This is a genomic window from Alcanivorax sp. VBW004, assembly GCF_009718865.1.
GTDB lineage: Bacteria > Pseudomonadota > Gammaproteobacteria > Pseudomonadales > Alcanivoracaceae > Alcanivorax.
Genome location: NZ_WNHC01000001.1, coordinates 3306847 through 3331125, shown reverse-complemented (window position 1 = coordinate 3331125; position 24279 = coordinate 3306847). Strand labels below are relative to the sequence as shown.

At 59.7% G+C, this 24279-nt stretch carries 20 protein-coding genes and 1 pseudogene; 6 read left to right on the top strand and 15 right to left on the bottom strand.

Features of this window, described 5'->3' with window-relative positions; genetic code table 11:
* Positions 1–2: 2 nt before the first annotated feature.
* The 8 genes from selD to F1529_RS15135 form a co-directional block, all read right to left on the bottom strand.
* Entirely contained in the window at positions 3–2219 is a 2217-nt protein-coding gene (gene selD / locus F1529_RS15170) for a selenide, water dikinase SelD (RefSeq protein ID WP_370457047.1), read from the bottom strand.
* On the bottom strand, positions 2216–2989 hold the full coding sequence (locus tag F1529_RS15165; protein WP_155135972.1) for a PhzF family phenazine biosynthesis protein: 774 nt from the start codon (positions 2987–2989) through the stop codon (positions 2216–2218). Before F1529_RS15165 ends, selD begins: the two co-directional genes overlap by 4 nt.
* Positions 2990–3026: 37 nt before the next feature.
* Positions 3027–4571 (bottom strand): ABC transporter permease, encoded by a 1545-nt coding sequence (locus tag F1529_RS15160; protein ID WP_230457810.1) that lies wholly within the window; start codon positions 4569–4571, stop codon positions 3027–3029.
* Positions 4564–5220 (bottom strand): ATP-binding cassette domain-containing protein, encoded by a 657-nt coding sequence (locus F1529_RS15155; RefSeq protein WP_370457046.1) that lies wholly within the window; start codon positions 5218–5220, stop codon positions 4564–4566. Before F1529_RS15155 ends, F1529_RS15160 begins: the two co-directional genes overlap by 8 nt.
* A 21-nt stretch (positions 5221–5241) precedes the next feature.
* Positions 5242–6108: a putative selenate ABC transporter substrate-binding protein gene (locus tag F1529_RS15150; RefSeq protein WP_155135969.1), complete on the bottom strand. Its 867-nt coding sequence runs from the start codon at positions 6106–6108 to the stop codon at positions 5242–5244.
* 121 nt (positions 6109–6229) lie between these two features.
* Complete coding sequence (gene mnmH / locus F1529_RS15145) at positions 6230–7318, bottom strand: tRNA 2-selenouridine(34) synthase MnmH (RefSeq protein WP_155135966.1); 1089 nt, start codon at positions 7316–7318, stop codon at positions 6230–6232.
* Between the two features lie 185 nt (positions 7319–7503).
* Positions 7504–8373 carry a MaoC family dehydratase gene (locus F1529_RS15140; RefSeq protein ID WP_007148368.1) on the bottom strand — a complete coding sequence of 290 codons (870 nt, stop codon included), beginning with the start codon at positions 8371–8373 and terminating at the stop codon, positions 7504–7506.
* A 160-nt stretch (positions 8374–8533) separates the two neighbouring features.
* Positions 8534–9184: a TetR family transcriptional regulator gene (locus F1529_RS15135; protein ID WP_007150637.1), complete on the bottom strand. Its 651-nt coding sequence runs from the start codon at positions 9182–9184 to the stop codon at positions 8534–8536.
* A gap of 185 nt (positions 9185–9369) precedes the next feature.
* On the opposite strand from F1529_RS15135, the gene F1529_RS15130 reads away from it, so the two are divergent.
* The 3 genes from F1529_RS15130 (at position 9370) to F1529_RS15120 (ending at position 12859) form a co-directional block, all read left to right on the top strand.
* The gene (locus F1529_RS15130) at positions 9370–10488 is read left to right on the top strand and encodes a ferredoxin reductase (RefSeq protein WP_230457809.1); all 1119 of its coding nucleotides are present in this window, start codon (positions 9370–9372) and stop codon (positions 10486–10488) included.
* A 64-nt stretch (positions 10489–10552) separates the two neighbouring features.
* A complete protein-coding gene (locus tag F1529_RS15125) occupies positions 10553–11710 on the top strand; it encodes an acyl-CoA desaturase (RefSeq protein WP_155135960.1) in 1158 nt (385 codons plus the stop codon).
* Positions 11711–11845: 135 nt separating this feature from the next.
* A complete protein-coding gene (locus F1529_RS15120) occupies positions 11846–12859 on the top strand; it encodes an AraC family transcriptional regulator (protein ID WP_007148364.1) in 1014 nt (337 codons plus the stop codon).
* A 79-nt stretch (positions 12860–12938) separates the two neighbouring features.
* On the opposite strand, the gene F1529_RS15115 is transcribed toward F1529_RS15120, so the two are convergent.
* From F1529_RS15115 to F1529_RS15105, 3 genes are all read right to left on the bottom strand, one after another.
* Positions 12939–14264, bottom strand: coding sequence for a Na+/H+ antiporter family protein (locus F1529_RS15115; RefSeq protein ID WP_155135957.1), 1326 nt, complete (start codon positions 14262–14264; stop codon positions 12939–12941).
* Between the two features lie 217 nt (positions 14265–14481).
* Positions 14482–14997, bottom strand: a complete 516-nt coding sequence (locus F1529_RS15110) for an FxsA family protein (protein ID WP_155135954.1) — start codon at positions 14995–14997, stop codon at positions 14482–14484.
* A 55-nt stretch (positions 14998–15052) separates the two neighbouring features.
* Positions 15053–15967 (bottom strand): LysR family transcriptional regulator, encoded by a 915-nt coding sequence (locus F1529_RS15105; RefSeq protein ID WP_155135951.1) that lies wholly within the window; start codon positions 15965–15967, stop codon positions 15053–15055.
* Between the two features lie 89 nt (positions 15968–16056).
* Between F1529_RS15105 and F1529_RS15100 the strand changes: the two genes are divergently transcribed.
* Positions 16057–16998, top strand: a complete 942-nt coding sequence (locus tag F1529_RS15100; RefSeq protein WP_155135948.1) for a sterol desaturase family protein — start codon at positions 16057–16059, stop codon at positions 16996–16998.
* 247 nt (positions 16999–17245) lie between these two features.
* Here the strand turns inward: F1529_RS15100 and F1529_RS15095 are convergent, their stop codons facing one another.
* A complete protein-coding gene (locus tag F1529_RS15095; RefSeq protein ID WP_155135945.1) occupies positions 17246–18664 on the bottom strand; it encodes a 3-oxoacyl-ACP reductase in 1419 nt (472 codons plus the stop codon).
* A 323-nt stretch (positions 18665–18987) separates the two neighbouring features.
* On the opposite strand from F1529_RS15095, the gene F1529_RS15090 reads away from it, so the two are divergent.
* Entirely contained in the window at positions 18988–20274 is a 1287-nt protein-coding gene (locus F1529_RS15090) for an acetyl-CoA C-acetyltransferase (RefSeq protein WP_155135942.1), read from the top strand.
* Between the two features lie 192 nt (positions 20275–20466).
* On the opposite strand, the gene F1529_RS15085 is transcribed toward F1529_RS15090, so the two are convergent.
* Positions 20467–21594, bottom strand: a complete 1128-nt coding sequence (locus F1529_RS15085) for a LuxR C-terminal-related transcriptional regulator (protein ID WP_155135939.1) — start codon at positions 21592–21594, stop codon at positions 20467–20469.
* Between the two features lie 363 nt (positions 21595–21957).
* Here F1529_RS15085 and F1529_RS15080 point away from each other — a divergent pair, with 363 nt between their 5' ends.
* Positions 21958–22983 carry an alpha/beta fold hydrolase gene (locus tag F1529_RS15080; RefSeq protein WP_155135936.1) on the top strand — a complete coding sequence of 342 codons (1026 nt, stop codon included), beginning with the start codon at positions 21958–21960 and terminating at the stop codon, positions 22981–22983.
* A gap of 85 nt (positions 22984–23068) precedes the next feature.
* Here F1529_RS15080 and F1529_RS17800 read toward each other — a convergent pair whose 3' ends face one another.
* Both F1529_RS17800 and F1529_RS17795 read right to left on the bottom strand, forming a co-directional pair.
* On the bottom strand, positions 23069–23539 hold the full coding sequence (locus F1529_RS17800; RefSeq protein ID WP_370457073.1) for a molybdopterin dinucleotide binding domain-containing protein: 471 nt from the start codon (positions 23537–23539) through the stop codon (positions 23069–23071).
* 237 nt (positions 23540–23776) lie between these two features.
* Positions 23777–24268 (bottom strand): annotated as a pseudogene (locus F1529_RS17795) (molybdopterin-dependent oxidoreductase); the annotation flags it as partial.
* Positions 24269–24279 lie beyond the last annotated feature (11 nt).

Below are 24279 nucleotides of genomic sequence, written 5' to 3'. Positions count from 1 at the left end.
GGTTATACGCTACCAGTGTGACCGCTATTCAACAGGATCGCTGCGTGATCCGGGCGATCTTTTACAAGGACTTTACCGATGTCGGTGGCAGCAATGCCTTCACGATCAAGATGTTGCAGTGCCTGCCCGGCATAGTCGGCGGGCAGACAGAACAATAGCCCCCCGGCGGTTTGCGGGTCGCACAGGGCGGTAAGCAGGGCGTCGTCCACGGGGGCTTGCTGCTGGCAATGCACCAGTATCTGCCGGTTGGCATCGCTGAGGGTGCTGGCCACACCGTGCTGAATCAGCGACAGCGTGCCGGGCAGCAGCGGTACCTTGTGGCAATCCACCGACAGGGTAACGCCACTTTGCTGGCTGATTTCGTAGAGATGGCCGAGCAGCCCGAAGCCGGTGATATCAGTGCAGGCATTCACGGGGACATCCTGCAGGGCCCGTTGCGCCATATGGTTGCTGGTCAGCAGGTGGCGCAGCGTTGTGTCCAGCCAGGGGCCGTGGAATGCGGCACCATTGCTGCTGTTCGCCTGCATCAGGGCCGCCAGTTGCACGCCGCTTCCCAATGGCTTGGTGAGGATCAGCCGGTCGCCGTCGCGGGCGCCGTGTTTGTGCCAGAGCTGTGCCGGATCCGCCTGGCCGTTGACGGTGAAACCCGCGGCCATCTGCGGGCCTTCGATGGTGTGGCCACCGACCAGGGTGCAGCCGGCTGCGTTCAGTTCCCGGACGGCTCCGGCCATCATCCGTTGCAGGTCACGGCCCTGCAGGCGCGGGTGGTGCCAGGGCAGGGTAATGTTGGCCAGGGCGGAGTGGGGCCGGGCATTCATGGCGTACAGATCACTGAGGCTGTGCAGGGCGGCAATGCGCCCGAACAGGTAGGGCTCATCGATAAAGGCGGGAAAGAAATCCAGGCTCTGGACCAGCCGCTGCCCGGCGGGCCAATCGATGATGGCGGCATCATCGGCGGCGTCTACACCGGCTTCAATCCCCGGATTAATGACTGGCTGAAGGCCTGCCAGTGCTTCATGGAGGGCGTCGCTGCCGACCTTGGCGCCGCAGCCGGCGCAGTGCAGGGCGTCGGGGTCCGCGGGGGCGGTGGGCATGGCGGGCAGCTGCTGATCGAACTTGGCCATGAAGGCCCGGTCGATATGGTCCTTCCAGCGCCATACCCAGTGGCCGGCCACAGACAGACTGCCGCCACGACTGGCAATGGCGTCTTTGCCGCCGGCAGATAGCAGCGACAGGAAGCGGGATTGCGGGCGATAGGCAACCAGCGGTTGTCCTTGAATGGCCGCGCGCAGGTTGTCGGCCAGGGTGCGCGCCTGACGAACCGCATAGACCCCGGCCTTGGGCAGTGATGTGGGAAAGGCGGCGCAGTCACCGGCGGCAAAAATGCGCGCGTCGGAGAGCGTTTGCAGGCTTTCCGTGACGCGTACAAAACCCCGTTCGTCGCACTCCAGCCCGCTGTCTTCCAGTATTGGCAGGCCGCGCACTCCCGTGCACCAGAGCACCCACTGGGCGGTTAGCGGCTGATCTCCCATCTGCAGTTGTTGTTGTGCATCACGGTGAACGCGACTGTGGGTATGCAGGGTGACGTTATGGGCTTGCAGCCGCTTGCGCATCTTTTCGCGCACGCTGGCGGGAAAGCCGGGCAGCAATTCCCCTCCGGTGATCAGTTGAATCTCTGCCGGTTGCTGGCGGTTCTGAAAATGGTGGGCCATGGCCAGTGCCATCTCGGTACCGCCGGCCCCGGCACCGACCACCGCCAGTGAGGGCGTTTGCCCGCCGGCGTCGCGGCAGAGTTGTTGCCAGCGGGTATAAAAGCTGGCCACCGGTTTGACCGGCACAACGCTGTCGTGATCGTTGCCGATGGGCGAGAGATCCGGTGTGGCGCCCACGTCCAGGCTCAGCCAGTCGTAGGCCAGCTGGCTGCCATCGCTGAGCTGTAATTGCCGTTTCTGTGGATCAAGCTGTGTGACGCTGGCCTGAACAAACCGGCAGCCGCTGGCCTGGCACAACCGGTACACATCCACATGGGTGTCCTCCAGCGTGTAGTGGCCGGCGATCAGCCCTGGCAACATGCCGGAATAGGCGCTCAGGCTGTCCGGGGACACCAGGGTCAGGCGTACGCCGGGAATCGGTTTCATGGCCAGCATGCGCAGGGCCAGCGCATGGCTGTGGCCGGCGCCGACAAAGACCAGGTCGTATTGAGCGGAAGGGCTTATCACAGTTGCAGGTCGCCTTGCAGGTAGCAGCGTGCGGTGCCGCTAAGCATCACGCGATCGCCTTTTAGCTGGCAGTGCAGTTCACCGCCACGGGCAGAAAGCTGGCGGGCATGGAGGTGTGTCTTGCCGAGTTTATCCGCCCAGTAAGGCACCAGGGTGCAATGGGCCGAGCCGGTGACCGGGTCTTCCTGAACGCCTTTGGCCGGGGCAAAAAAGCGGCTGACAAAATCACAGTCGTCGCCGGGCGCGGAAATCATGACCGCGAAGGTATCCAGCGCCGCGATGGCGGTGAAGTCGGGTTGAAAATTGCGCACCTGATCGGCGCTGTCCACGATGATCAGGGTGTCCCGGGCTTGTAGCACCTCGCGAATGGGCAAATCCAGCGCCCGGAAAAACGGGGTGATGTCAGTGAGCGCGTGGGCCGGCCGTGACGGAAAATCCAGGCTTAATGTCTGCCCGCTGCGAGTCACGAACAAGGGACCGGAGGCGGTGGAAAAGCGCACTCGTTCACCGGGAAAGCCCAGCGCATTGAACACCACCCAGGCGGCGGCCAGGGTGGCGTGGCCGCACAGGTCGACTTCCACCTGAGGGGTAAACCAGCGCAACGCGTAGCCCTGATCGTCGGGTACCAGAAAGGCGGTTTCCGAGAGATTGTTTTCCAGTGCGATGTTCTGCAGCAGGGCGTCATCCAGCCAGTGTGTCAGCGGCACCACCGCGGCCGGGTTGCCGGCAAACAGGGCGTCGGTAAAGGCGTCCACTTGGTACAGTTTCATAGTGCGACTCGTGTTTGCGTTCTTCTGGCGGTGTCGGTCAACCGCTTGCCGGGGCCTTGCTTGCTGAAACACCGTGGCCCGGCTGCAGCCTCAGGCGCTGTCTTAGTGCGCGAGACAGGGCATCCACTCCCAGATTGAGCAACACCGTGGCCAGTATCAACAGGGCGGTTCGGTCAAAGCGGAATTCCGCCACGCTGGAATCAATATAGAAACCCAGGGTGTGAATGCCAAGAATCCCCAGTACCGCCGTTTCGCGCATGATCACCTCCCAGCGATAGAGCAGGAAAGCGAGCAGGTTCGGGCTGATGCGTGGCAAGACCTCCCAGGCGTAGCGGTTGATCCCGGTCGGCGCGTCCGCCCGCAGGCGCAGGGTTTCACTGAAGCGGCCCGTCAGGTGGGCGACGATGGCGCCGGTATGCAGGGCAAGCGCAAAAATGCCGGGCAACATGGAGGGGCCGAGCAGGATCAGGAAAAAGAAGGCGAGAAAAAACTCCGGTGTGGTGCGCAGCACCACCAGCAGGCCATGGCCCAGCGTACGGCTGACCCGGTTACCGAATAACGGTGAGGTAAGGGGAAACAATACCAGCGCCAGTATGCCGGTGAGCAGTAGCGCGGCCAGCCCCAATACGCTGGTCTGCCACAGGCCGGGCCACAGTTGTTGCTGCCAGAGCATGGCAAACCACTGCCACAGTTCCAGCAGGCCACCGCCGTGGCGCAGGGGAGCGGGCACCAGATCCACGGTGACAAAACGCACCAGGGTGGACAGGTTGCCGGTGAAGACCGGTGGTGCCCACACCACGGCGGCGATCAAATACAGGGGAATCAGCGCCGGGCGCAGCCACCAGCGCAGGGTGAAAATCAGCGCGAAAAACAGGTACAGCAACGCCGCGCCCTGATCGTAGACCCCTTCACGAAAGGCGGTTTCCAGATGGAAGCCCAGGGTGGGCAAGCCGATAAAACCGAGAATGGCAGAGGCGCGCAAGGCGCATTCCAGTCGGTAACTGCCGTAGGCCTTGAACGCCTGCCAGACCAGCGGCAGCCGGGCGAAGAAGAAGCGGCTGACGGCGGAGGTGCTGGCGGGCAGGGAATGAGCGGGGGCTGGATCCGACTCCTCCAGAAATTCGCCGAATACCTTGGCAAAGATACCCGCATAGGGAATGGCGATGGCCAGTACCCCGGTGAGCGTGCTCAGGCCGGCAACCTGTAGCAGCAGCAGGCCCCAGAACAGCTCGTGGACGGCACGGATGCTGGCGGCAAAACTGCGTACCGCCCGCGACGACCAGCAGACTGCCATCAAAAAACCGAACAGGGCAGCCAGCGCGGTGCCTTGCCAGGCAAAGGCCAGGGTATTGGCCAGCGCCTGGCCCAGCTGCTCGGTGGCGAAAAAATCCGGGGTCATAAACCCCTTGGCCATGCGCAGCAGTTCCTGGCCAGGGCTGGAGCGGGCGATCTCCATGTCGGCCAGCAACAGTGCCGTCAGGCCGGCCAGGGCGAGACCGCCGGTGGTGCGCCGCCAGCGATTGGCCGTGGTGTTCAGCGGTGGGCTGGCGGGAGGCATGGTAGGGCGTTCACTGCTACGCATCGTCCTGATACAAGGCATCAAGATCGCTGAGGGACAGCGACCGGGTGGCGGCGTCGAGGACGATTTGGCCCTGATTCAGGCCGATGATCCGGTCGCTGCAGGCCAGTGCCAACGCCCGATCATGCAGGGCAATCACGGCACTGTGGTGGCGAGCCAGTGACAGGGTGAGCAAGGCAAGGCCCTGGTGTTCGTCCAGACTGGAGACCGGCTCGTCGGCGAGCAGAACCGGGCGTTGCGTGTAGAGGGCTCGGCCCAGCGCGGTGCGTTGCGCCTGGCCGCCGGAGAGCTGGTCGACACTGGTGAACAGCTTGTCGTGAAGCGACAGGTCGGCGGCCAAAGCGCCCACCTGTTCACGCTCGTGTCGACTGGGAGCAAGCAGGTTGCGCAGATTGGTGAGCGTGCGGTTGCGCGACAGGGCGCCCATGTAGATGTTGTGGAACACGCTTAGCATGGGCACCAGGGCGCCCGCCTGGGGGCACCAGGCACAGACGCTTTCCTGCTGGCTGCGCAGGGCATTGAGAAGGGTGGACTTGCCGGCGCCGGAGGGGCCGAGCAGGGCGACTTTTTCGCCCTGCTCAATGGTCAGCGTCAGGCTGTCGAAGACAACCTGATCGCCATGCCCCAACCGGGCCTGCTGGAAGTGGAACACGCCGGAACTTGCCTGTGGCCGTTAGTCCAACAGGCCGATGGCGCTGGCGGTTTCCTCGATGGGGGCATAGTCCGCATTGGAGGCCGGAATAAATTTTTCCCGGGGGAAAGCCTGCAGCAGTGCCGGATCGTCGATGGACAGCAGGGCTTCGGTAACGCGCTGGCTGAAGCCTTCGCCGAAGCGCTCATCCAGATCGCCGCGCACAGTCCAGTGGTAGTCTGGATAGGTGGGGGTTTCCCAGATCACGCTGACCTTGCTGGTGTCGATTTTGCCTTCCGAAAGCTCGCGCTCCCAGACTTTGAAATTTACCGCGCCAGTGGCATAGGCACCGCTTTGTACCAGGGCGATGGTGCGGCTGTGGTCGCCGGAGAAACCGACTTTCTCGAACAGGTTGTCCGGGGCTTGGTTGAAGGTATCGCGCAGATAAAATTCCGGCATCAGGCGGCCGGAGGTGCTGCCTTTGGAGCCGAAGGTGAATGACGGCTGTGCAATGAAGTCGTCGCCCAGCGTGTCGACGGGCTCAAGCCCGGTGCTGCTGTTGGCAATGAAATAGGATTTGAACGCGGTGTCTTCCTGGCCCTGGGCGATGGCCTGGGAACCGGGAACAAGACGCCGCGCCTGTACGCCGGACAGACCGCCGAACCAGGCCATTTGCACTTCATCGTTGCGGAAGGCAGTCACTGCGGCAGCGTAGGATTTCACCGGCACGTATTGCACCGGCACGCCCAACTGTTCTTCCAGGTAAGCGGCGATGGTACCGAACCGTTTGACCAGCTGGGATTCATCCTGATCCGGAATCGCCGTAAAGGTGAAGGTATCGGTTTTGGGGTCATTACAGGCAGAGAGCAGCAGGGCAGCAGCCAGTGCAGCCAGGAATTTCAAACGCATTGTTGTCTCCGTTCAATAGGGAGGCTTACCGAACTTTATGCGGGAAAACGCACGGATACGATTGCGGGTTCGGCCATACGCAGTCGTGGCAGCAGTATAACGGCTTGCGAGGGGTTTTGCGTTAGCGGTTGTTGAGGAAATCGCTGACTTCGGCGCGGGTGCCCTGGAAGACAATGGTGCCTTCGCGGCGCGACAGCATGTAGTCATACATGGGGTCGTAATAATCGGCGAGCAGGCTGTGAATCCATTCGCGATGCAACTCGGTATCGCCGCAGGCGGTTTGTACGGCCAGGGCTTCCTGGAGTTGCTGGCGAAGCTGTTGATGGCGAATGCCACCCAGGCGGCGGCGAATGCGATCCATGGCTGCCAGCAGTTCATCGCCAAGCTGCTTGAGGGCATTCTGCTCACCGAAGTAGCGGGCATATTCCTGTAACGGCCCGATCACGTAATCTTCCAGGGTGACCTGTACGCGGGCGTCCAGGGATTCCTCAATGACGATGCGTGGCTGTGCCTTGATCTGGTCTTGCAGGGAAAAAGGCAGATGGCAGCGCCCGATCAGCTTGCTTTCGTCTTCCACCAGAATGCGGGCAGGCTGGGCGGCACGTTGTTTTATCAGGGCGATGGCCAGGCTGTTTTCAAAATCAATCTGGCCGGGTTGGCCGCCGGGGCGTCGGCCGAAGGAGGAGCCGCGGTGGTGGGCCAGCCCTTCCAGATCGATGGCGTTGGCCTGTTGTTCAATCACCCGTGTCTTGGCACAGCCGGTACGGCCGCACAGCACTTCCAGTGGCAGGCTGGCGATACAGGCTTCCATTTCATCAATCAGAAATCGGCGCAGCGCCTTGTAACCACCAGTGATCAGTGGTGCATCGATGCCTGCTTCGCGTAGCCAGGCCTGGGTGGTCTGGCTGCGCAGCCCGCCACGGAAGCAATACAGGTAGCCGTTGGGGTTGGCCTGCCACCACTGCTGCCAGGCCCGCATACGCTGTTCCCGTTCCTCGCCGCTGACCAGCTTGTTGCCCAGATCAATCGCCGCCTGCTGGCCCTGCTGCTTGTAGCAGATGCCAATCTGGTGACGTTCGTCATCGTTGATCAGGGCAATATTGGCCGCACCGGGAAAGGCGCCCTTGGCGAATTCCACGGGGGCGCGCACGTCCAGCAGGGGCGTGTCATTCAGAAACAGGGAAAGGTAATCACGGGTATCGTCTCGCATGGGGAGCGAGTTTAGTGCAGTGGCATGCAGCACGCTACAGGCAGCACGCAACAACACGGGCCGACACTGGAAAGCCTGAAACGCCAGAGGCCGCGACCAGACTGTGGGCGCGGCCTCTGACGTTTCGTCCTGCTCGAAAGCCGGACGTGTTGTTGCGTGCAGCGTGATGCCTGTTGCGGCTGCTATTACTCCGCCGGGCGGATCTGGCCGGCCAGGTGGGGTTTGATCCCGTCCTTGGCGAGCAGACGGAAATCGCTGCCGCCGTCGGCCGGCTTGTTCTCGAACTTCACAGTGGCGGGCACGAACATGGGCAATTTGAACTGCACGTCCACGGTGAACGCGTCTTCCGGCAGCTGGTTCTGCAGTTCGGCCAGGCAGCGGGCCTTGGACCACATGCCGTGGGCGATCTGGCGCTTGAAGCCAAACAGCTTGGCGGACAGCGGGTATAGATGAATCGGGTTGCGATCACCGGAGACGGCGCCGTAGCGGCGGCCGATATCCCCCGGCACTTTCCACTCCACCGTGTCGGTGGCCGGTTGCGGCTTGGGTGCGTCTTTCTTCTTGCTGCTGCTACCGCCGCCGCTGCGGAAGAAATTCACGGACTCACTTTCCCAGACTCGCTCGCCACCGGTGCTGACGCTGGTGAAGATGGAAAATTCGTAACCCTTGTCGACTTTCTGCAGGTTGCCCAGAAAGCACTTCACATTCAGCTGCTCGCGTTCTGCAATGGGGCGGTACTGGGTGATGCTGTTGCGTACATGCACCAGGCCCATGGCGGGGAACGGAAAGCCGTCGGTAAGAATCAGGGCCATATGCAGCGGGAAAGCGTGCATGTGCGGATAGGTCACGGGCAGTTTGCCGTCGGCGGCAAACCCGCACACCTTCCGGTAAGCAGTCAGATGCTTTTCATCGAGGGAGACGTCATTCAGTCGCAGGCCCACGTCCGGCAAGGTGGGGTTGCTGCCGGGCTTTACGGTGGCGCGCAATACGGCCTTGGCGAAGTTGATCACCATGGGTGGTGAATTACGCAGTTCGCGGAATTTGACCTCACTCATTACTCAATCCTTTCCCGTTGATTGCGTTGCAGCGTAGGCAACGGTGGCAATGCAAAAGAGTATAGAACAGGGCAGGCGAGTCGCTATTGGCCGTATAGACAGGCGGTCTGGTGAGTTAAGCACAGGGGCGCGGCGCAAGGCCGTAAAGTGTGAAGTGTGTTCAGGAATGGCTCTTGTCCGAGCGCCACATGCCTACGCCGAAGTAAATCAGGCGCAGTTGTTTCTCTGCGGTGATCAGCACTTCTTGCTGGCCGGTCTCATCAATTTCTTCCAGTTCCAGCATTTCCTGTGTCAGCGCGGTGACGTTGTTGACCACCAGCCCGGCCATCATTTGCAGGTCTTCAGCATTAATGTGATTGAGGAAGGGGAAGCGCGCCATGTCCATGGCCAGTTCGTTGGTGAACATGCGGATTTCACGGCGGATGGCATTGCGCATGGTGGGCGTGCCGCTAGCCAGTTCCTTGGAGACGAACAGAAAGTGCGCCCGGTTGTTGCGCACATAGGTGAAGTAGGTCTCCACGGAGCCACGCAGCATGCGCTCGTTGGGCAGTTCCTGCTGACGCACCTGGCGCATCATTTGACGCAGGGTACGGAACGATTCGTCCAGCAGCGTGAGGCCCAGGGCGCTCATGTCCGGGAAATGACGATAGAAGGCTGTGGGCACCACGCCCGCTTTCTTGGTGACTTCCCGCAGACTCAGGGCGGAAAAGGGCGCTTTTTTAACCACCAGCTCCAGCGCGGCCGACATCAGGGCTTCACGGGTCTGGCCCCGTTTGGGCTTGCGAGATCTGCTGGTGCTTTCCGTCGTCATTGGTTTTTGCCTCCAAAATCAGCTGCTTATTCTCTTCTGTGCGGGCTGGTGATGCAACCAATTCCCCCTGAGCCTTTGTAACACCATGATAGGCAAAGACTTTATTTTTTTAGTGAACATGTGTTGACGAGAAAGGGTGTGTTGTGAATAATGCGTACAACTGTTCACTTATAGGGTCTGACCCCATGAACTCGATGACACTGACATCCAACCGTTTTCAGCAAGGTGTTAACCGCCTGCTGCAATCCCGTGTGGCGGAAATTCTGTCTTATCCCCACGGCGTTGACCGTTATCTGGAAGTGTTCAATCCGCTGTGGTCTGTTAACGAGGTGCGCGCCAGGGTAGAAGCCGTACGCTACCTGACCAATGACAGCGTGACCCTGACCCTGCGTCCCAACCACAACTGGGAAGGCTTTATTCCGGGTCAGTTTGTCCAGCTTTCCGTGACCATTGATGGCAAGCGTCAGACGCGCTGCTATTCCCCGGCCAATTCCCTGCACCGTACCGATGGCTGCATCGAATTGACCGCCAAAGTGCACGCTAACGGCTTTGTTTCCCGTCATCTGCGTGAACAGCTGAGTGTTGGCGACGTGGTAATCCTGTCCCAGGCGGATGGCGAGTTTGCCCTGCCGGAAGAACGTCCGGAGCAGGTGCTGTTGATCAGTGGTGGCAGCGGTATCACCCCGGTGATGTCCATGCTGCGCACCCTGTGTGATGAAGGCTTTGCTGGCCCGGTTACCTTTCTGCATTACGCCAATAGCGCCGCCGACATGATCTACGCCAGCGAGCTGGACGAGATCGCGCGGACCCACGACAACGTGACCCTGGTGCGCTGCTTCAACAATGACGGTGAACAGGGCGAGCTGTCGGGCCTGTTTTGCCGTGAACATCTGTTTACCGCTGCGCCAGAATTTGCACAGGCAACCACTTTTCTGTGTGGCCCGCCGCCGATGATGGCCGCGGTGGAGAAAGTCTGGGAAGAAGACGGCTTGGCAGAACGGCTGCACAAGGAGCAGTTCACCCTGGCGGCGCCGCAGATCGAAAGCGACAGCGCTGAAGGCGAAGTGCGCTTCGTACAGAGCGAGAAAATGGCCATCAATAATGGCGCCACCCTGCTGGAGCAGGCCGAGTCCGCCGGGCTGACCCCGGAATCCGGTTGCCGCATGGGTATCTGCCACGCCTGTACCTGCCGCAAGACGGCTGGTGAAGTGCGCGATATCCGCACCGGTGAGATCACCAGTGGTGAAGAAGACATTCAAATTTGCATCAGCGTGCCGGTGGGCACGGTGACGCTAGACATCTAAACGGAATTACCCCAACCGAAGCGTCCCGAGACGAATCTTCAAACCGGGTTTAAGGAGAAAGCACATGAGTATTTTCAGTAACTTGAGCGCCGAACAATTCGAGACCATTGGCCAGGAACTGGACGCCATTCGTAATCGTGAAATGGCGGACCTGGGCGAAGAAGATGCCACCTATATTCGCACCCTGATCAAGCGTCAGCGTCGCCTGGAAATCGCTGGCCGAGGCCTGCTGATGGCAGGCTTCTTGCCGCCGGCATGGCTGGCCGGTGTGGCTTGTCTGTCTGCCTCCAAGATCCTGGACAACATGGAAATCGGCCATAACGTGATGCACGGCCAGTACGACTGGATGGGTGATCCGGCCATTAACTCCAAGGTTTTTGACTGGGACAACACCTGCACCAACACGGCCTGGAAGCAGACCCACAATTTCGAGCACCACACCTTCACCAACGTGCTCGACAAGGACCATGACATTGGTTACGGCATTCTGCGCATGTCGGAAGACCAGGAATGGGAGCCCCGCTTCCTGTTCAACCCGATCCTGGCTGGTGTCCTGGCCGTCTTCTTCCAGCACTTTGTGGCCGTACAGAGTCTCAAGCTGGAGGATTACCTGATCTACAAGACCAAAACCAAGGAAGAGGTGAAGGCTGACTTCAAGCCGACCTGGAAGAAGATGCGCAAGCAATTGGTCAAGGACTATCTACTATTCCCGGCCCTGGCGGGTCCGTTCGCTCCCTTCGTGTTCGCCGGTAACCTGACGGCCAATGTGGCGCGTAACCTGTGGTCTTCCCAGGTGATCTATAACGGTCACTTCCCGGAAGAGGTGGAACAGTTCCCGGAGTCCGTGATTGAGAGCGAGACCCGTGGCCAGTGGTATGTACGCCAGCTGCTGGGCTCTGCCAACTTTGAAGGCAGCCGTCTTATGCACGTGATGAGCGGCAACCTGAGCTTCCAGATCGAGCACCACCTGTTCCCGGACATGCCGGCGCATCGTTACGCGAGAATCGCCCCGGAAGTACGCGCTATTTGTGAAAAACACGGCCTGCCGTACAACACCGGGTCGTTCATGCGGCAGTCGCTGAGCGTCTGGAAACGGATCTTCAAACTGTCCCTGCCCAGCAAAACGGAAGGCGACAGCAAGAAAGGCCCGCTCAATGGTCTGCGAGCCAAAGTGGTGTCCCTTAGCCGTGAACCGCAGTCAGAAAACCGCAAGGCTGCCTGATCGCCCCAGCAGCCTGCTAGGGCGGTTTGATCTCCTGGTTCGGGCCGGTGCTGCGCTGGTTCCGGCCCTGCCATCCTTATGCTACTCTCAGTGATTCTGAGAGTAGCTTTTTTTGTATTGGGGACAAGGCAACGCATGGCAGAAATGACGGATTCCGGTGTGCTGTTACGGATGGCCTACAAGGCCATGGTAAAAGCCGGTATTGATGCCGATGCCGTGTTGGCGGAGGTTGGGCTCGACAAGTCCATTTTGCAGGTCCCTGACCTGCGTACCCCTCATGATGCCCAGGAATGGTTCTGGCAGGCTCTGGAAAAAGTGTCTGGCGATGAACATATCGGGTTGCATCTGGGTGAACATATTCCCGTCTATAAAGGCCAGGTGCTGGAGTACCTGTTCCTTTCCAGTCCGACCTTTGGTGAAGGCCTGAAGCGGGCGCTGGATTATCAGCGCTTGTTGTCCGATGCCGCCCAGGGGGAATTGTTTGAGGAAGGCGATCGGGTTTTCCTCAAGCAAATGATCTGGAGTAACCGTCTCAGTCATCTCAATGAATGCATGATGATGGGCGTGATCAAGTTTTTCCGGTTCGTTACCGATGATGCGTTTGAGCCGGTGGAGGTGCATTTTGGCCACGCCCGCCATGCGGATCAGCTGGAATACGAGCGCCTGTTCGATTGCCCGGTGAAATTCGATATGCCCAGTGTGGGCATGTATTTCGATGCCAAAGTCATGACTCTGCCATCGGCCCATCACGAACCGGAGCTGTTGCACCTGCACGAGCAACTTGCCAGTGAGCAGGTTGCCCGGTTGGAAAAACAGGATTTGGTCGCTCAGGTGAACCGGCTGATTGGTGAATTACTGGAGTCCGGCCACGCCAACCTGGAAGAGGTGGCGGAACGGTTGGGGATCAAGGCGCGCCAGTTGCGCACGCGGCTGGCGGATGCCGGCACTAACTTCAACCAGCTGGTGGCCGACTACCGTTGTCGTCTGGCCAAACGCTTGCTGGCCGGTACCGATGAATCCATTGATGAAATTGTCTATCTCACCGGCTTTTCCGAGCCTTCCACCTTTTACCGTGCATTCAAACGCTGGGTGGGGATGACACCCATTGAATATCGCAAGTTGAAAGCGGAAGAGGACGCGCTGGGCTAAAACATGAGTTGGCTCAAGTGAAATAAAAAAGGCGCCAATGGCGCCTTTTTTATTGCGCTATCGCTTGGGCGTCGCCTGTTTAAAGCACCATGGCCGCCAGCCACCCGGCGGCAATCAGCGGCAAGTTATAGTGCAGGAAGGTAGGGATAACCGTGTCGCGAATATGGTCGTGTTGGCCGTCCGCATTGAGGCCGGCGGTGGGGCCGAGAGTGGAATCTGATGCCGGTGAGCCGGCATCACCGAGGGCAGCGGCGCTGCCCACCAGCGCTGCCGTGGCCAGGGGAGAAAAGCCCAGTGCCAGGCAGAGCGGCACATACAGGGTGGTGATGATGGGAATGGTGGAAAACGATGAGCCGATCCCCAGAGTCACGAACAGGCCGAGTAACAGCAACAGGGCCGCCGCAACCGGTGGGCTTTGCAAGCCACTGGTTACCGCTTCCACCAATACGGGAACCTGGCCGCTGGCATTCACCACAGAGGCGTAACCGTTAGCGGCGATCATGATGAAGCCGATCAGGGACATCATTTTGACCCCCTGGGTGAAGGCATCCTGGGAATCCCGCCAGGGCACCACGCCGCCCGCCGTAAAGACCAGAAAACCCACCAGTGCGCCGAGAATAATCGAGTCGCTGTAAAGCTGCAGGGCCAGCGCCGACGCCAATGCCAGGGCGGCGACGACCACGTTGCGTACCGAGAGAGGGGCGTGCTGTTCTTCACCGGGTAGGTGTACGGGCCGGTAGTCGCGGGGTTTGCGGTAACGGATGATGGCAAGCAACAGGCCAACCACCATGCCCGCAGCGGGCAGTAGCATGGCCAGCGGCAGGGTGTCGTTGGGTAACTCAAGGCCGGCCTTGGCCAGGCTGGGTCCCAGTTGGGTATGCAGGAAAATACTGCCGAAGCCCACTGGCAACACCATGTAAGGGGTGATCAGGCCAAAGGTCAGGATGCAGGCGGCCAGCCGGCGATCCAGGCGCAGCTGGTGCATCACTTCCAGCAAGGGGGGCACCAGAATCGGGATGAAGGCGATATGAATGGGCACCAGATTCTGGCTCATGATCGCGGCTGCCAACAGCACGGTGAGCAGCAGGGTGCGAATGCGGCGAAGCTGGCTCGGCGCCGGCGAGCGGCCAAGTTTTTCGATAATGCGCCCGGCCAGCCATTCGGTGATACCGGAGCGGGCGATGGCCACGGCAAAAGCCCCCAGCAAGGCATAGCTGAGGGCAATGTTGGCACCGTCGCCCAAGCCGTCAGTGAAGGCGGAAAGCGTGCTTTGCAATTCCAGTCCACTGCCCAGTCCGGCCACCAGAGCGGCGCACAGTAGCGCCAGCACCACATTCATGCGGGCAAGGCTGAGGCCCATCAGAATCAATACGGACCAGACAATGGGATTGAATAACGGATTCATGGTGCCTCCACCGGGCGTGCTCTGAGTCTACCGCGAGGCGGCGCAGTCTAGCAGGGGCGACGAGCACTTCCTAACCGGGTATGGGGCGTCTTTGGGCGGTCGGCGGTGTAATCCGGTTTTATCCAGTGAATAGAGTGGAGCGGGGAGTGTTTTCGGTTTCAGGTTGGGGGCAGCTCGCACGGGTGGCGGGCGAGCTGACTGTTAGTGGATACAGACGCTATTGGTCCGTGCGGTGTGATTCACCCTCAATGGTGTCACCGTTGAGGGCCCGGTCATCGTTGCTGCCCGGCCGTTGCTGGAACGGGTTGGTGCCTCCGCCAGGGTAGCTGGAGCGCGTGTAAGCAAACCCGGCTCCTTGCACGGTGGTGAAGCTTTGCAATGAGCCTTTCTGGATGACTTTGTTGGCCATCCAGCGGCGTGAACCGGGTAGTAGCAGGGCAAAACCCACGGTGTCGGTAATAAAGCCGGGGGTGATCAGCAGGGCGCCGCCGAGCAGCAGCATCATGCCTTCCACCATTTCCTGCCCGGGCATTTCACCTTGTTGCATGCGCTGATTCAGGCGTACCCAGGTATCCAGACCCTGGCGGCGGAACAGATAGCTGCCCAGCAAAGCGGTTACCACCGTGGCAACAATGGTGATTGGCCAGCCGATGGCGCCAGCTACCTGTGCCAGCACCAGTACTTCCAGCAGGGCAAAACCGAAAATGAAAAAGAAAACGCGACCAAAACCCATGGAGGTGTCCTGTTTACCGTCAATAGTCAGTATGTGGTCATGATTGGACCTGAATTCAAGGGGCAGGTTCCTGCGCGATGGTGTGCTCCAGTTGCTGGCGAAGCCAGCGGTGGGCCGGGTCGCGTTGCTGGGTCGGGGACCAGATCATGTAGATGGGAACCGGCGGCAGTGCAACGGGGAAGGGCAGTACTTGCAGCTGCATGGTTTCGGCGTACTGCTGAGCGAGCCGGTCGGGGACGGTGGCAATCAGGTCCGAGCCGCCGCAAACCGCCAGCATGCTGGCAAACTGGGTAACCCGGGCCCCGGTGCGCCGCTGCCAACCGGGAGCATTGAGGATTTGATCCAGGGGCAGCTGCCGGTTGCGGTTCGGCAGCACTACATGTTCCGCATCCAGAAATTGCTGTTTGTCGCAGTGCCCCTTGATATGAGGGTGACCCCGCCGGGCGATGACGACCAGTTTTTCTTCAAGCAATACATTGCGCTGCAGGCGGTCGTCATCGGCCACAAAGGCATCCACGGATAAATCCGCCCGGCCCTTGTGAAGCTCGTCGGGCATGTCATCGTCGGCAGCAATGATTTCCAGCACCACATGGGGAGCCTGCTGCCGGAGCGTGGCCAACAGTGGGCCGAGCACCACCATTTCAAAATAGTCCACGCTGAGAATGCGAAAATGACGCTGGCTGGTGGCCGGGTCGAAACGGTTTTCCGGATTCAGGGTGTCGCGCAGGGCGACCAGCTGCGGGCCAAGCTGATCATGTAGCTCCCGGGCTCGGGGGGTCGGTGTCATGCCGTGGTGGGTGCGAACAAACAGGGTGTCGCCGAAGGTGTGGCGCAGGCGCTGCAGGGCAGCGCTGATTGCGGGCTGGCTCATGCCCAGCGATTCCGCGGCACGGGAGAGCTGGCCGGCTTCCATGATGGCATCGAAGACGGGCAACAGATTCAGGTCGATACTGCGTAAATTCAGCTTCATGGATATTACTTATACCAAATATCAATTAGAAAGATAAATACAGTCTGTCTAGTTTGGAGGTGCGCATAACAACAACCGGGAGAATACCCATGGACCAGATACTGACCTTGTCAGTCACCACCTTCATCGTTATCACCGCCATCTGGGAAGTCTTTGCGGGCCGCACCCGCGAAGGAAGAAAGACTCGCCAGGACTGGAAAGTCGCGTTTCTTGCCACTTTCATGATGGTGGCTATTCAGCGCCCGCTGATGCTGCTGTTGATTACTCTGGCGCTGACCGGTCTTTTCCCGGCTAGCGCTGGTTCTCTTGCCTGGCTGCAAAGCGAGTATTTCTGGCCGACCCTGATTGCCTTCTTCTGCATCGAAGAATTCCTGCACGGGTCCTTCCACCTGTTTGCCCACAGTCGCCGCCCGAAGAACAAGGCGCTGCAGTGGGTGCAGGCGTTCTACAAGATGAGCCATCGGCCCCATCACCTGGCTGGCGGCCAGGACAGCAAGGGGCAGCTGTCGGTGACGCAGACCTTTGTGAATGGCTGGGCCTGGTGGTTCATCATGCCTAACTACGCCTTCCAGCTGGTTTGTCTGTATCTGGGCCTGGTGGAAGTCTTTCTTGTGGCGACGGCCTTTAAAGGTTTGTGGGCAGCCCAGACCCATGTGAACTGGAACTGGGATCTGTACTTCCACAATCACAAATGGGCCTGGGTGCGTAAAACCATGTGGGCACTGGCACACGTGATTACCTTTCCCACCCAGCACCATCACCACCACTCCCGTGGCCCGAACTCCGCCAAGAACGTGACGTCCACTTTGGCCATCTACGACTGGCTGGTTTTCGGCACGCTGGCCATCGAGAAAGAGAAACCGAAGATGTATGGCTGGCGCCAGAATGATGATGAAGCCAATAGCGTGTTGAAGCGTTACTTCTATTGGGATGTTCGCAACTTCATGCCCGGTGGTGCGGTAAAAGCCAAGGCCCGAGCTGAAGCGAAGGCAGCCAAAAAAGCACAGAAAGACGTGGCCGAAGCGGCCTGATCAACCTCGACTCCTTGTGCTATCCACCTCGGGAGAGCGTGGAATAGAAAGACCTCGCCGGGTAACCGGCGGGGTCTTTTTTTGTCGCTTTGCGGCTGCACTCTGGCCCCTGGATTCGCACCTCGAGTGGTGCTCCTGCAGCGGCGCTGTAGAAAGCTTGGACTGCAGCCCACAAAAAAGCCGCACCCTGTGGGCGCGGCTTTTTGTTGCTTCTTGCGTGTTGCGTGAAGCGTGAGGGCTTGCGGGTTTAAGCCCCCAACAGCATTTGACCACACACGCGCACTACGTTGCCGGTCAGGCCCTGGGAGGCCGGGCTGGCAAAGAAGGCGATGGTTTCGGCCACGTCCACCGGTTGACCGCCCTGGTTCATGGCGTTCATGCGACGGCCCGCTTCACGGATGGTGAAGGGAATGGCGGCGGTCATCTGGGTTTCGATGAAGCCCGGTGCCACGGCATTGATGGTGATGCCTTGCTCGGCGTATTCATCCTTGAACGCATCGACCATGCCGATTACCGCAGCCTTGGAACAACCGTAGTTGGTCTGGCCCAGGTTGCCGGCAATGCCCGCGATGGAGCTGATGGAAATGATGCTGGCGCCCTTGCCCAAACCGCCGCTGGAGAGCAGGGCTTCGTTAATGCGCAGCTGGCTGGCGATGTTGATGTTCAGCACCATGTCCCAGAATTTTTCCGGCATGTTGCCCAGCATCTTGTCGCGGGTTACCCCGGCGTTGTGGACGACCACGTCATAGCCGCCAATGGCTTTGGCTTTTGCCGCGATGGCTGCCGGTGCTTCGTCGGCGGTGATGTCCATTTCCAGGGTGTCACCACCAATCTGGGCTGCTACCGCGTTTAGGTCGTCGGCCATGGGCGGAATGTCCAGCACGGTGACGGTAGCGCCGTCGCGGGCCAGTACTTCGGCAATGGCGGCACCAATGCCGCGGGAGCCACCGGTAACCAGGGCTTTCTTGCCTGCCAGGGGCTTGTCCCAGTCAAATTTGGCAGCTTTGAAACCGGCTTTGGAAACACGTACTACCTGGCCGGAGACGTAAGCAGATTTTGGTGACAGGAAGAAGTGCAGCGGGGACGCCAGCTGCGCTTCGGCGCCTTCATCCACATAGACCAGCTGGGCGGTGGCGCCTTTCTTGATTTCCTTGCCCACGGAGCGGGTAAAGCCTTCCAGTGCACGCTGGGCAACACGCGCGGCGCCAGCCTGTTTTTCCGGAGTGCGACCGATCACGACAACGCGGGCGCATTTATCCAGCTTGCGAATCACCGGGTGGAAGAAATCCCACAGGGCTTTCAGTTCGTCCGGGCTCTGGATGCCGGTGGCGTCGAATACCAGGCCTTTGAATTTGGCATCGTCATCGCGGCTGGCGGTGTAGTTGTCCGCATCCACGCCGAGCTTGCCGGCTTGCTTCTGCAGGTCAGTGGCGTTGGCGGTATTGGCCAGCACAGCGACCTGCGCGTCCGGCGACCCTTTAAGGGTGCTCAGTACGCTATCGATGCCGGTGGAACCATTGGCGGCACCTACCAGAACGCGGCCCTTGATAAAGGACGCCTGGCCAGGCTGCCAGCGCTCCAGAATAACCGGAATCGGCAAGTTGATTGCGCCGAATAGCGCCTTGCCCATGGGAGAGTTGGCAATCGTCTGATAGGTATCGCTCATGGTCCTGTCCTTTTCCATCGAATGATGAATGTGTCCCTTTACCTTTAGGGTAAGCGGAACGGGTTTAAAGGGGTGCCGCGTAAAGATGGGCAGAAAATACGCCATCTTTCGTAGGGCAGGAAACCTGGCCCTGTCGCACACTGGCGCGTATTGAATCACTGCAGTGTGACGGGTGTATTGACCGGCCCCGGTTGTCAAACAGTCGTTTGAGCCAATGAGGCCGGCACGGTTGGGGGTAGACTGCGCCCTGTCGAGTGAATACCGTGGCCAAATTAGCCACCGTCGTCGTCATTGATGACCGTCCATCTCTAGAGGAAATGATTATGCTGGCAGGTAAAGCCGTTCGTAAGGTCGCCATTATTGGTGGTAACCGTATTCCGTTTGCCCGTTCCAACAGCGCCTACATCGACACCAGCAACCAGGACATGCTTACAGCAGCCCTGGATGGTCTGGTCGATCGCTTCAAGCTGCACGGCGAGAAGATTGACGAAGTGGCCGCTGGCGCCGTTATGAAGCACGCCCGCGATTTCAACCTGGTGCGTGAAGCGGTGCTGGGTTCCAAGCTGGCCCCGGAAACCCCGGCCTATGATCTGCAGCAAGCCTGCGGAACGGGTCTGGAAGCGGCCATTCTGGTGGCCAACAAGATCGCCCTGGGCCAGATCGACTGCGCCATCGCCGGCGGTGTGGACACCACTTCTGATGCGCCGCTGGGTGTGAACGAAGATGCCCGCAAAGTGTTTATGGCGCTGAACCGTGCCAAGACCAATGGTGAGCGCGCCAAGCTGGGCTTGAAACTGCTGAACCCGAAATCCCTGATGCCTGACATCCCGAAAAATGGCGAGCCGCGTACCGGCCTGTCCATGGGTGAGCACCAGGCGATTACGGCTGCAGAGTGGGGCATTCCCCGTGAAGCGCAGGATGAACTGGCATGGCGCTCCCACCAGAACCTGGCCAAGTCCTATGAAGATGGCTGGCAGGATGACTTGGTAACCCCGTTCAACGGGCTCGAGCGCGACAACAACATGCGCGGCGATTCCACCCTGGAAAAACTGGCGACCCTGAAGCCCTGCTTCGGTGGCCCGAACGGCACCATGACCCCGGCCAACTCCACGCCGCTGACGGACGGTGCTTCTACGGTTCTGCTGGCGTCTGAAGAGTGGGCCAAAGAGCGTGGTCTGCCGGTGCTGGCTTACCTGACCATCGGTGAAGCGGCGGCCGTAGACTTCATCGGCAAGAAAGAAGGTTTGTTGATGGCGCCGGCGTACGCGGTGCCCAGCATGCTGGACAAGCTGGACCTGACACTGCAGGACTTCGATTTCTATGAGATCCACGAAGCCTTTGCATCCCAGGTACTGTCGACCCTGAAATCCTGGGAAGACGAGACTTTCTGTAAAGAGCGTCTGGGCCGCAAGAAGGCGCTGGGCAGCATTGATCGCAGCAAGCTGAACGTGAAAGGCTCCTCGCTGGCAGCCGGTCACCCGTTTGCTGCTACCGGTGGCCGTATTATCGCCAACGCTGCCAAGCTGCTGAACGAAAAAGGCTCCGGCCGAGCACTGATCTCCGTGTGCGCAGCAGGCGGCCAGGGTGTGGTAGCGATTCTCGAGAAGTAATCGCACGCCCGCTAATAAAAAAACCGGCCACCTGGCCGGTTTTTTTTATGCCGCTCTGCGGCTGCAGCACGGTTCACGCATCATGCAACACGCGACAACCGCATCGGGTCGTCGCTCCTGCCCTTTCCTCAAGACACGTCTTGGCCTACATCCTCCATGAATCCGTTATCACTGTGCTGGCTGCGGATTTTATTACAGCACCTGCATGGCGCCGGATAGCAGGGTGCGAATGACATCCTGCTGTTTGCTGACGCCCATTTTGCTGTAAATGGCTTTTAGCTGTGAGCGTACCGTATCCACGGATGTGCCATTGTTTTCCGCGATCTGGCCGGGGCTGAGGCCGTTGGTGAGGGCAATGGCCACATTGGATTCTGCCTGGGTCATTTCATAGAGCGCACGCAGGGTTTCTGCGGGGATGTTCAGCGGCGAATCAGGGTCGGAAATATAGAGTGCCACAGAACCGTTAGTGGGCTCACCGCCGTCTGGTGTGTTGCCTTCATTGAGGGTGGCGAGCATGACGGTCAGCGCGTTGTCCCGGTCCGGGTGGTGCAGCCCGATGGCGGTGTTGCGGGTGTTGATCTCTCTGGGGTCGGCTTTGGCCTGTTTCTGAATCAGGCAAGTAAGCCTGGCATCTTCATCCGCGTAGTGGGCTTTAACGCCAGTGCCGGCCAGGGCCAGCGCGTTATGGTGGGTGAGCAGGGCATCGGCGACCGGGTTGCGGTAGGCCACGGTGCCATCCGGTTCGAGAATGATCAGCCCCAGCATAAAACGCGATAACGCACTGTGCAGGGTTTGTTGGCGCGTGCGCAGGCGATGGAATTCGCGGTGAATGCGGATGGCGCGTTTGAAGTGCGGATAGAGGAGCCGCAACTTGGCGATATCTTCGTCGGAAAACGGCTCAGCATTGAATGATCGGTGCAGGCCAATGCCCACGTGCCATTCCTTGTCGTGGTAGATATTCATGCCGGAGATAAAGCCAATATCATTGGGCTTGAGAATCAGCCGGAAATAATAAGGGTGTGCGTCTTTGACTTCCCGGGAGTCGATGATCTGCCGGGCCAGGCCGACAGGTTCGTCGCGCTGCGCCTGGAAGGTGTAATCGTATTTGCCCATGCCAAAGCGGTAGGAGGTCACCACGGCTTTCGGTAAACCGTGATAGCCGATCATGCTCCGGGTGCCGCCTTGGTGATCTTCTATAAAAATGGCGCCGGAGCGGGCATCCATGATTTCTTCGCAGAGCAGGGTCATCACCCGGTTCCAGTGCCCCGGATTGTAGGACGCCTCGTACACTTCCCCGACAAAATCCAGTAATCCGTCCATACAGACAGGTTCCCCTGTACCGCAAACCCGTCCCCCCATGGACAGGTTTGCGGTGTTCTTCGAGTGGCCAGCTCGGCCTGCGTCCTGTCGGTTGAGTGCTGTAAGCCACCGACACCCGGAACGCGAATCGTTATAGGAAGAATATAGCGTATCCCTGCTGGGAAGATAACCGCGTCACATTTCTGTCGAGGTGGGCGCAGGTGATCCGGACCCGGCTCAGGCAGGGAACCTTGGTCTTCAGGTTGCAGCTATGCGTTATGCTTTTTCCGACAGTAATGGAAATACGGCAATCAGCGGGAACTGGACGTAGGAAACGCACTCACAACAGATACGTATTCAAAAACATACCGATCAGGAGGTGCCATGAAGGGGGTAGCCATTCAGCGTCAATGGAGTAAGGGGCTGGGCGTTCTGCTGTGCCTGTTATTGAGTCGTGTGGCGCTGGCAGAACCTGCCGCGCTGGATGCACGGCTCTCGGATTATGCCTACCCTTATCCGGTACAGACGCTGCCAGTCAGCGATCAGCAACAGCGCCTGGAAATGGCGTATATGGATGTGACGCCGGAAAATGCCAATGGCGAAACGGTGCTGTTACTCCACGGCAAGAACTTTTCCGGGGCGTATTGGAAAACCACCATGGAAGCCTTGCTGGAGCAGGGCTATCGCGTGGTGGTGCCGGACCAGATCGGTTTCGGCAAGTCCTCCAAACCGGCCCATTTTCAGTACAGCTTTCAGGTGCTGGCGGATCAAACCCGGCGTTTGCTGGACACGCTCAAGGTGGACAGCGCGACTGTAGTGGGCCACTCCATGGGCGGCATGCTGGCTACCCGCTTTGCCTTGATGTTTCCGCAGCGCAGTGATGCGCTGGTGCTGGTGAATCCGATTGGTTTGGAAGACTGGCGCCCGGTGGTGCCCTGGCAGTCCGTGGATGCCTGGTATGAAGGCGAGCTGAAGAAAACCCCGGAAAAAGTGAAAGCCTATATGACGGCCAGCTATTTCGATGGCCAGTGGAAAGACGATTATGCGCCCTTGCTGACCTTGCAGCAGGGCTGGATTCGCGGGCCGGACTACCCGCGTATTGCCTGGAATTCCGCCCTGGCCTACGACATGATTTATAGCCAGCCGGTGGTGCAGGATTTCCCGCGATTGGCGGTGCCTGCCTTGTTGATTATCGGCACCCGGGACCGCACCGCGCTGGGACGTAACCGGGCACCGGAATCAGAGCGTGCGCAACTGGGGCGCTACGATCAGCTGGGCAAGAAAGCGGCGCAGCGCATACCCGATGCCACTCTGGTTGAACTGGAAGGCATTGGCCATGTGCCTCAGTACGAAGCGTTTGATGCCTACCGTGACGCCTTGCTGGGTTTTCTGAAGGACCACCAGCGCTGATTCAGGCAATGATTGTCTGAGGCATTCCCGGGGAGCGCAGTATCAGCATGCTTTCACTGCCCGGGGTTGCGCTGTTTGGCCCCGGTTAGTGGTTTGCATCGTTATCGGCCACGGTGGTCACCGGCTGAATGGACACCGGCACGCCACTCATGGAGGCCTGATTGCTGAGTTTCTCAAAACTGCCGGGCCCATTGGGCAGTAGCGCGTTGATATTGACCCCCGGGTGTTGTTGCGCCACGCGCATCCCCGGTGTGTGCCGGTTTCCCCAGCCATGCGTCATGGCCACCACCCCTTCTCGCAAACTCTCATCGCTGCGCACTGCCACCTGCACCCGCCCGTATTCATTACTGGCCTCGACGGCGTCGCCGTCGCGAATACCCATGGAGTGAATATCTGCCGGGTGCATGTGCAGCGCATTGCTGGCATGGGCGCCGCGTTTCAGGCCTGGCACATTCTGGTACCAGCTGTTGTGCATGTAGTTGGTGCGCAGGTTGATCAGCCGGAAGGCTGGTGTCGCAGTGGTCAGGGTTTGAAATCGCTGATCGGCCAGGGCCATGGCCTGGGCAAACAGCGGCGGGCAGCAATCGACCCGTTTGTCGTCTGTCTGAATGAAATCCGTATAGAAGCGGCCGATAGACTGAGTGTCCAGTACGGCAGTGCCGCAGGGTTGTTGAGCCAATGTCTCCACACTAAAGCCGGTGCGCGACAGCATGTGGTCGAGCCGGGCGAAGGGCCGTGGCGGGTCCTGTTCCAGCATGGGGGCGTGCCGCCCCATAGCCTGCAACAGATGCGACAGAATCCACCATTCTTCGCGGCGCTGTGCGGCGGGGGGAACCACCGCGTCGGTGTATTGCACATAGGGCTGGTACTGCATGCCCAGGCCGCAGATATTCAGGTCCGGGCGTTCCAGCATGTCCGCGGAGGGTAGCAAGTAATGCGCGTATTCTCCGGTGGCGTTGCGAAACAGGTCGATGACAATCAACAGGTCCAGCTTTTCCAGCGCTTGGCGCCAGCGGGCTTCGCCGCCCACGCTGAGCAGGGGGTTGCCGGCGATGACTACCAGGGCGCGAATCGGGTTGTCATCATCAAGGATCATGTCTGGCAGCAGGTTGCCAGCCAGGGCGCCGCGGATATGGCGCATTTCCCCATGCTGGGAGGGGAAGAATACGTTATCAAGGCGGGCGCGGCCGGCCTTGGCAGCGGGATAGAAGCCTTCGCTGTAGAAATTGCCGCCGAGCTTGTCCAGGTTGCCGGTAACGAAGCTCAGCATCTGCAGTAGCCAATAACAGAGTGTGC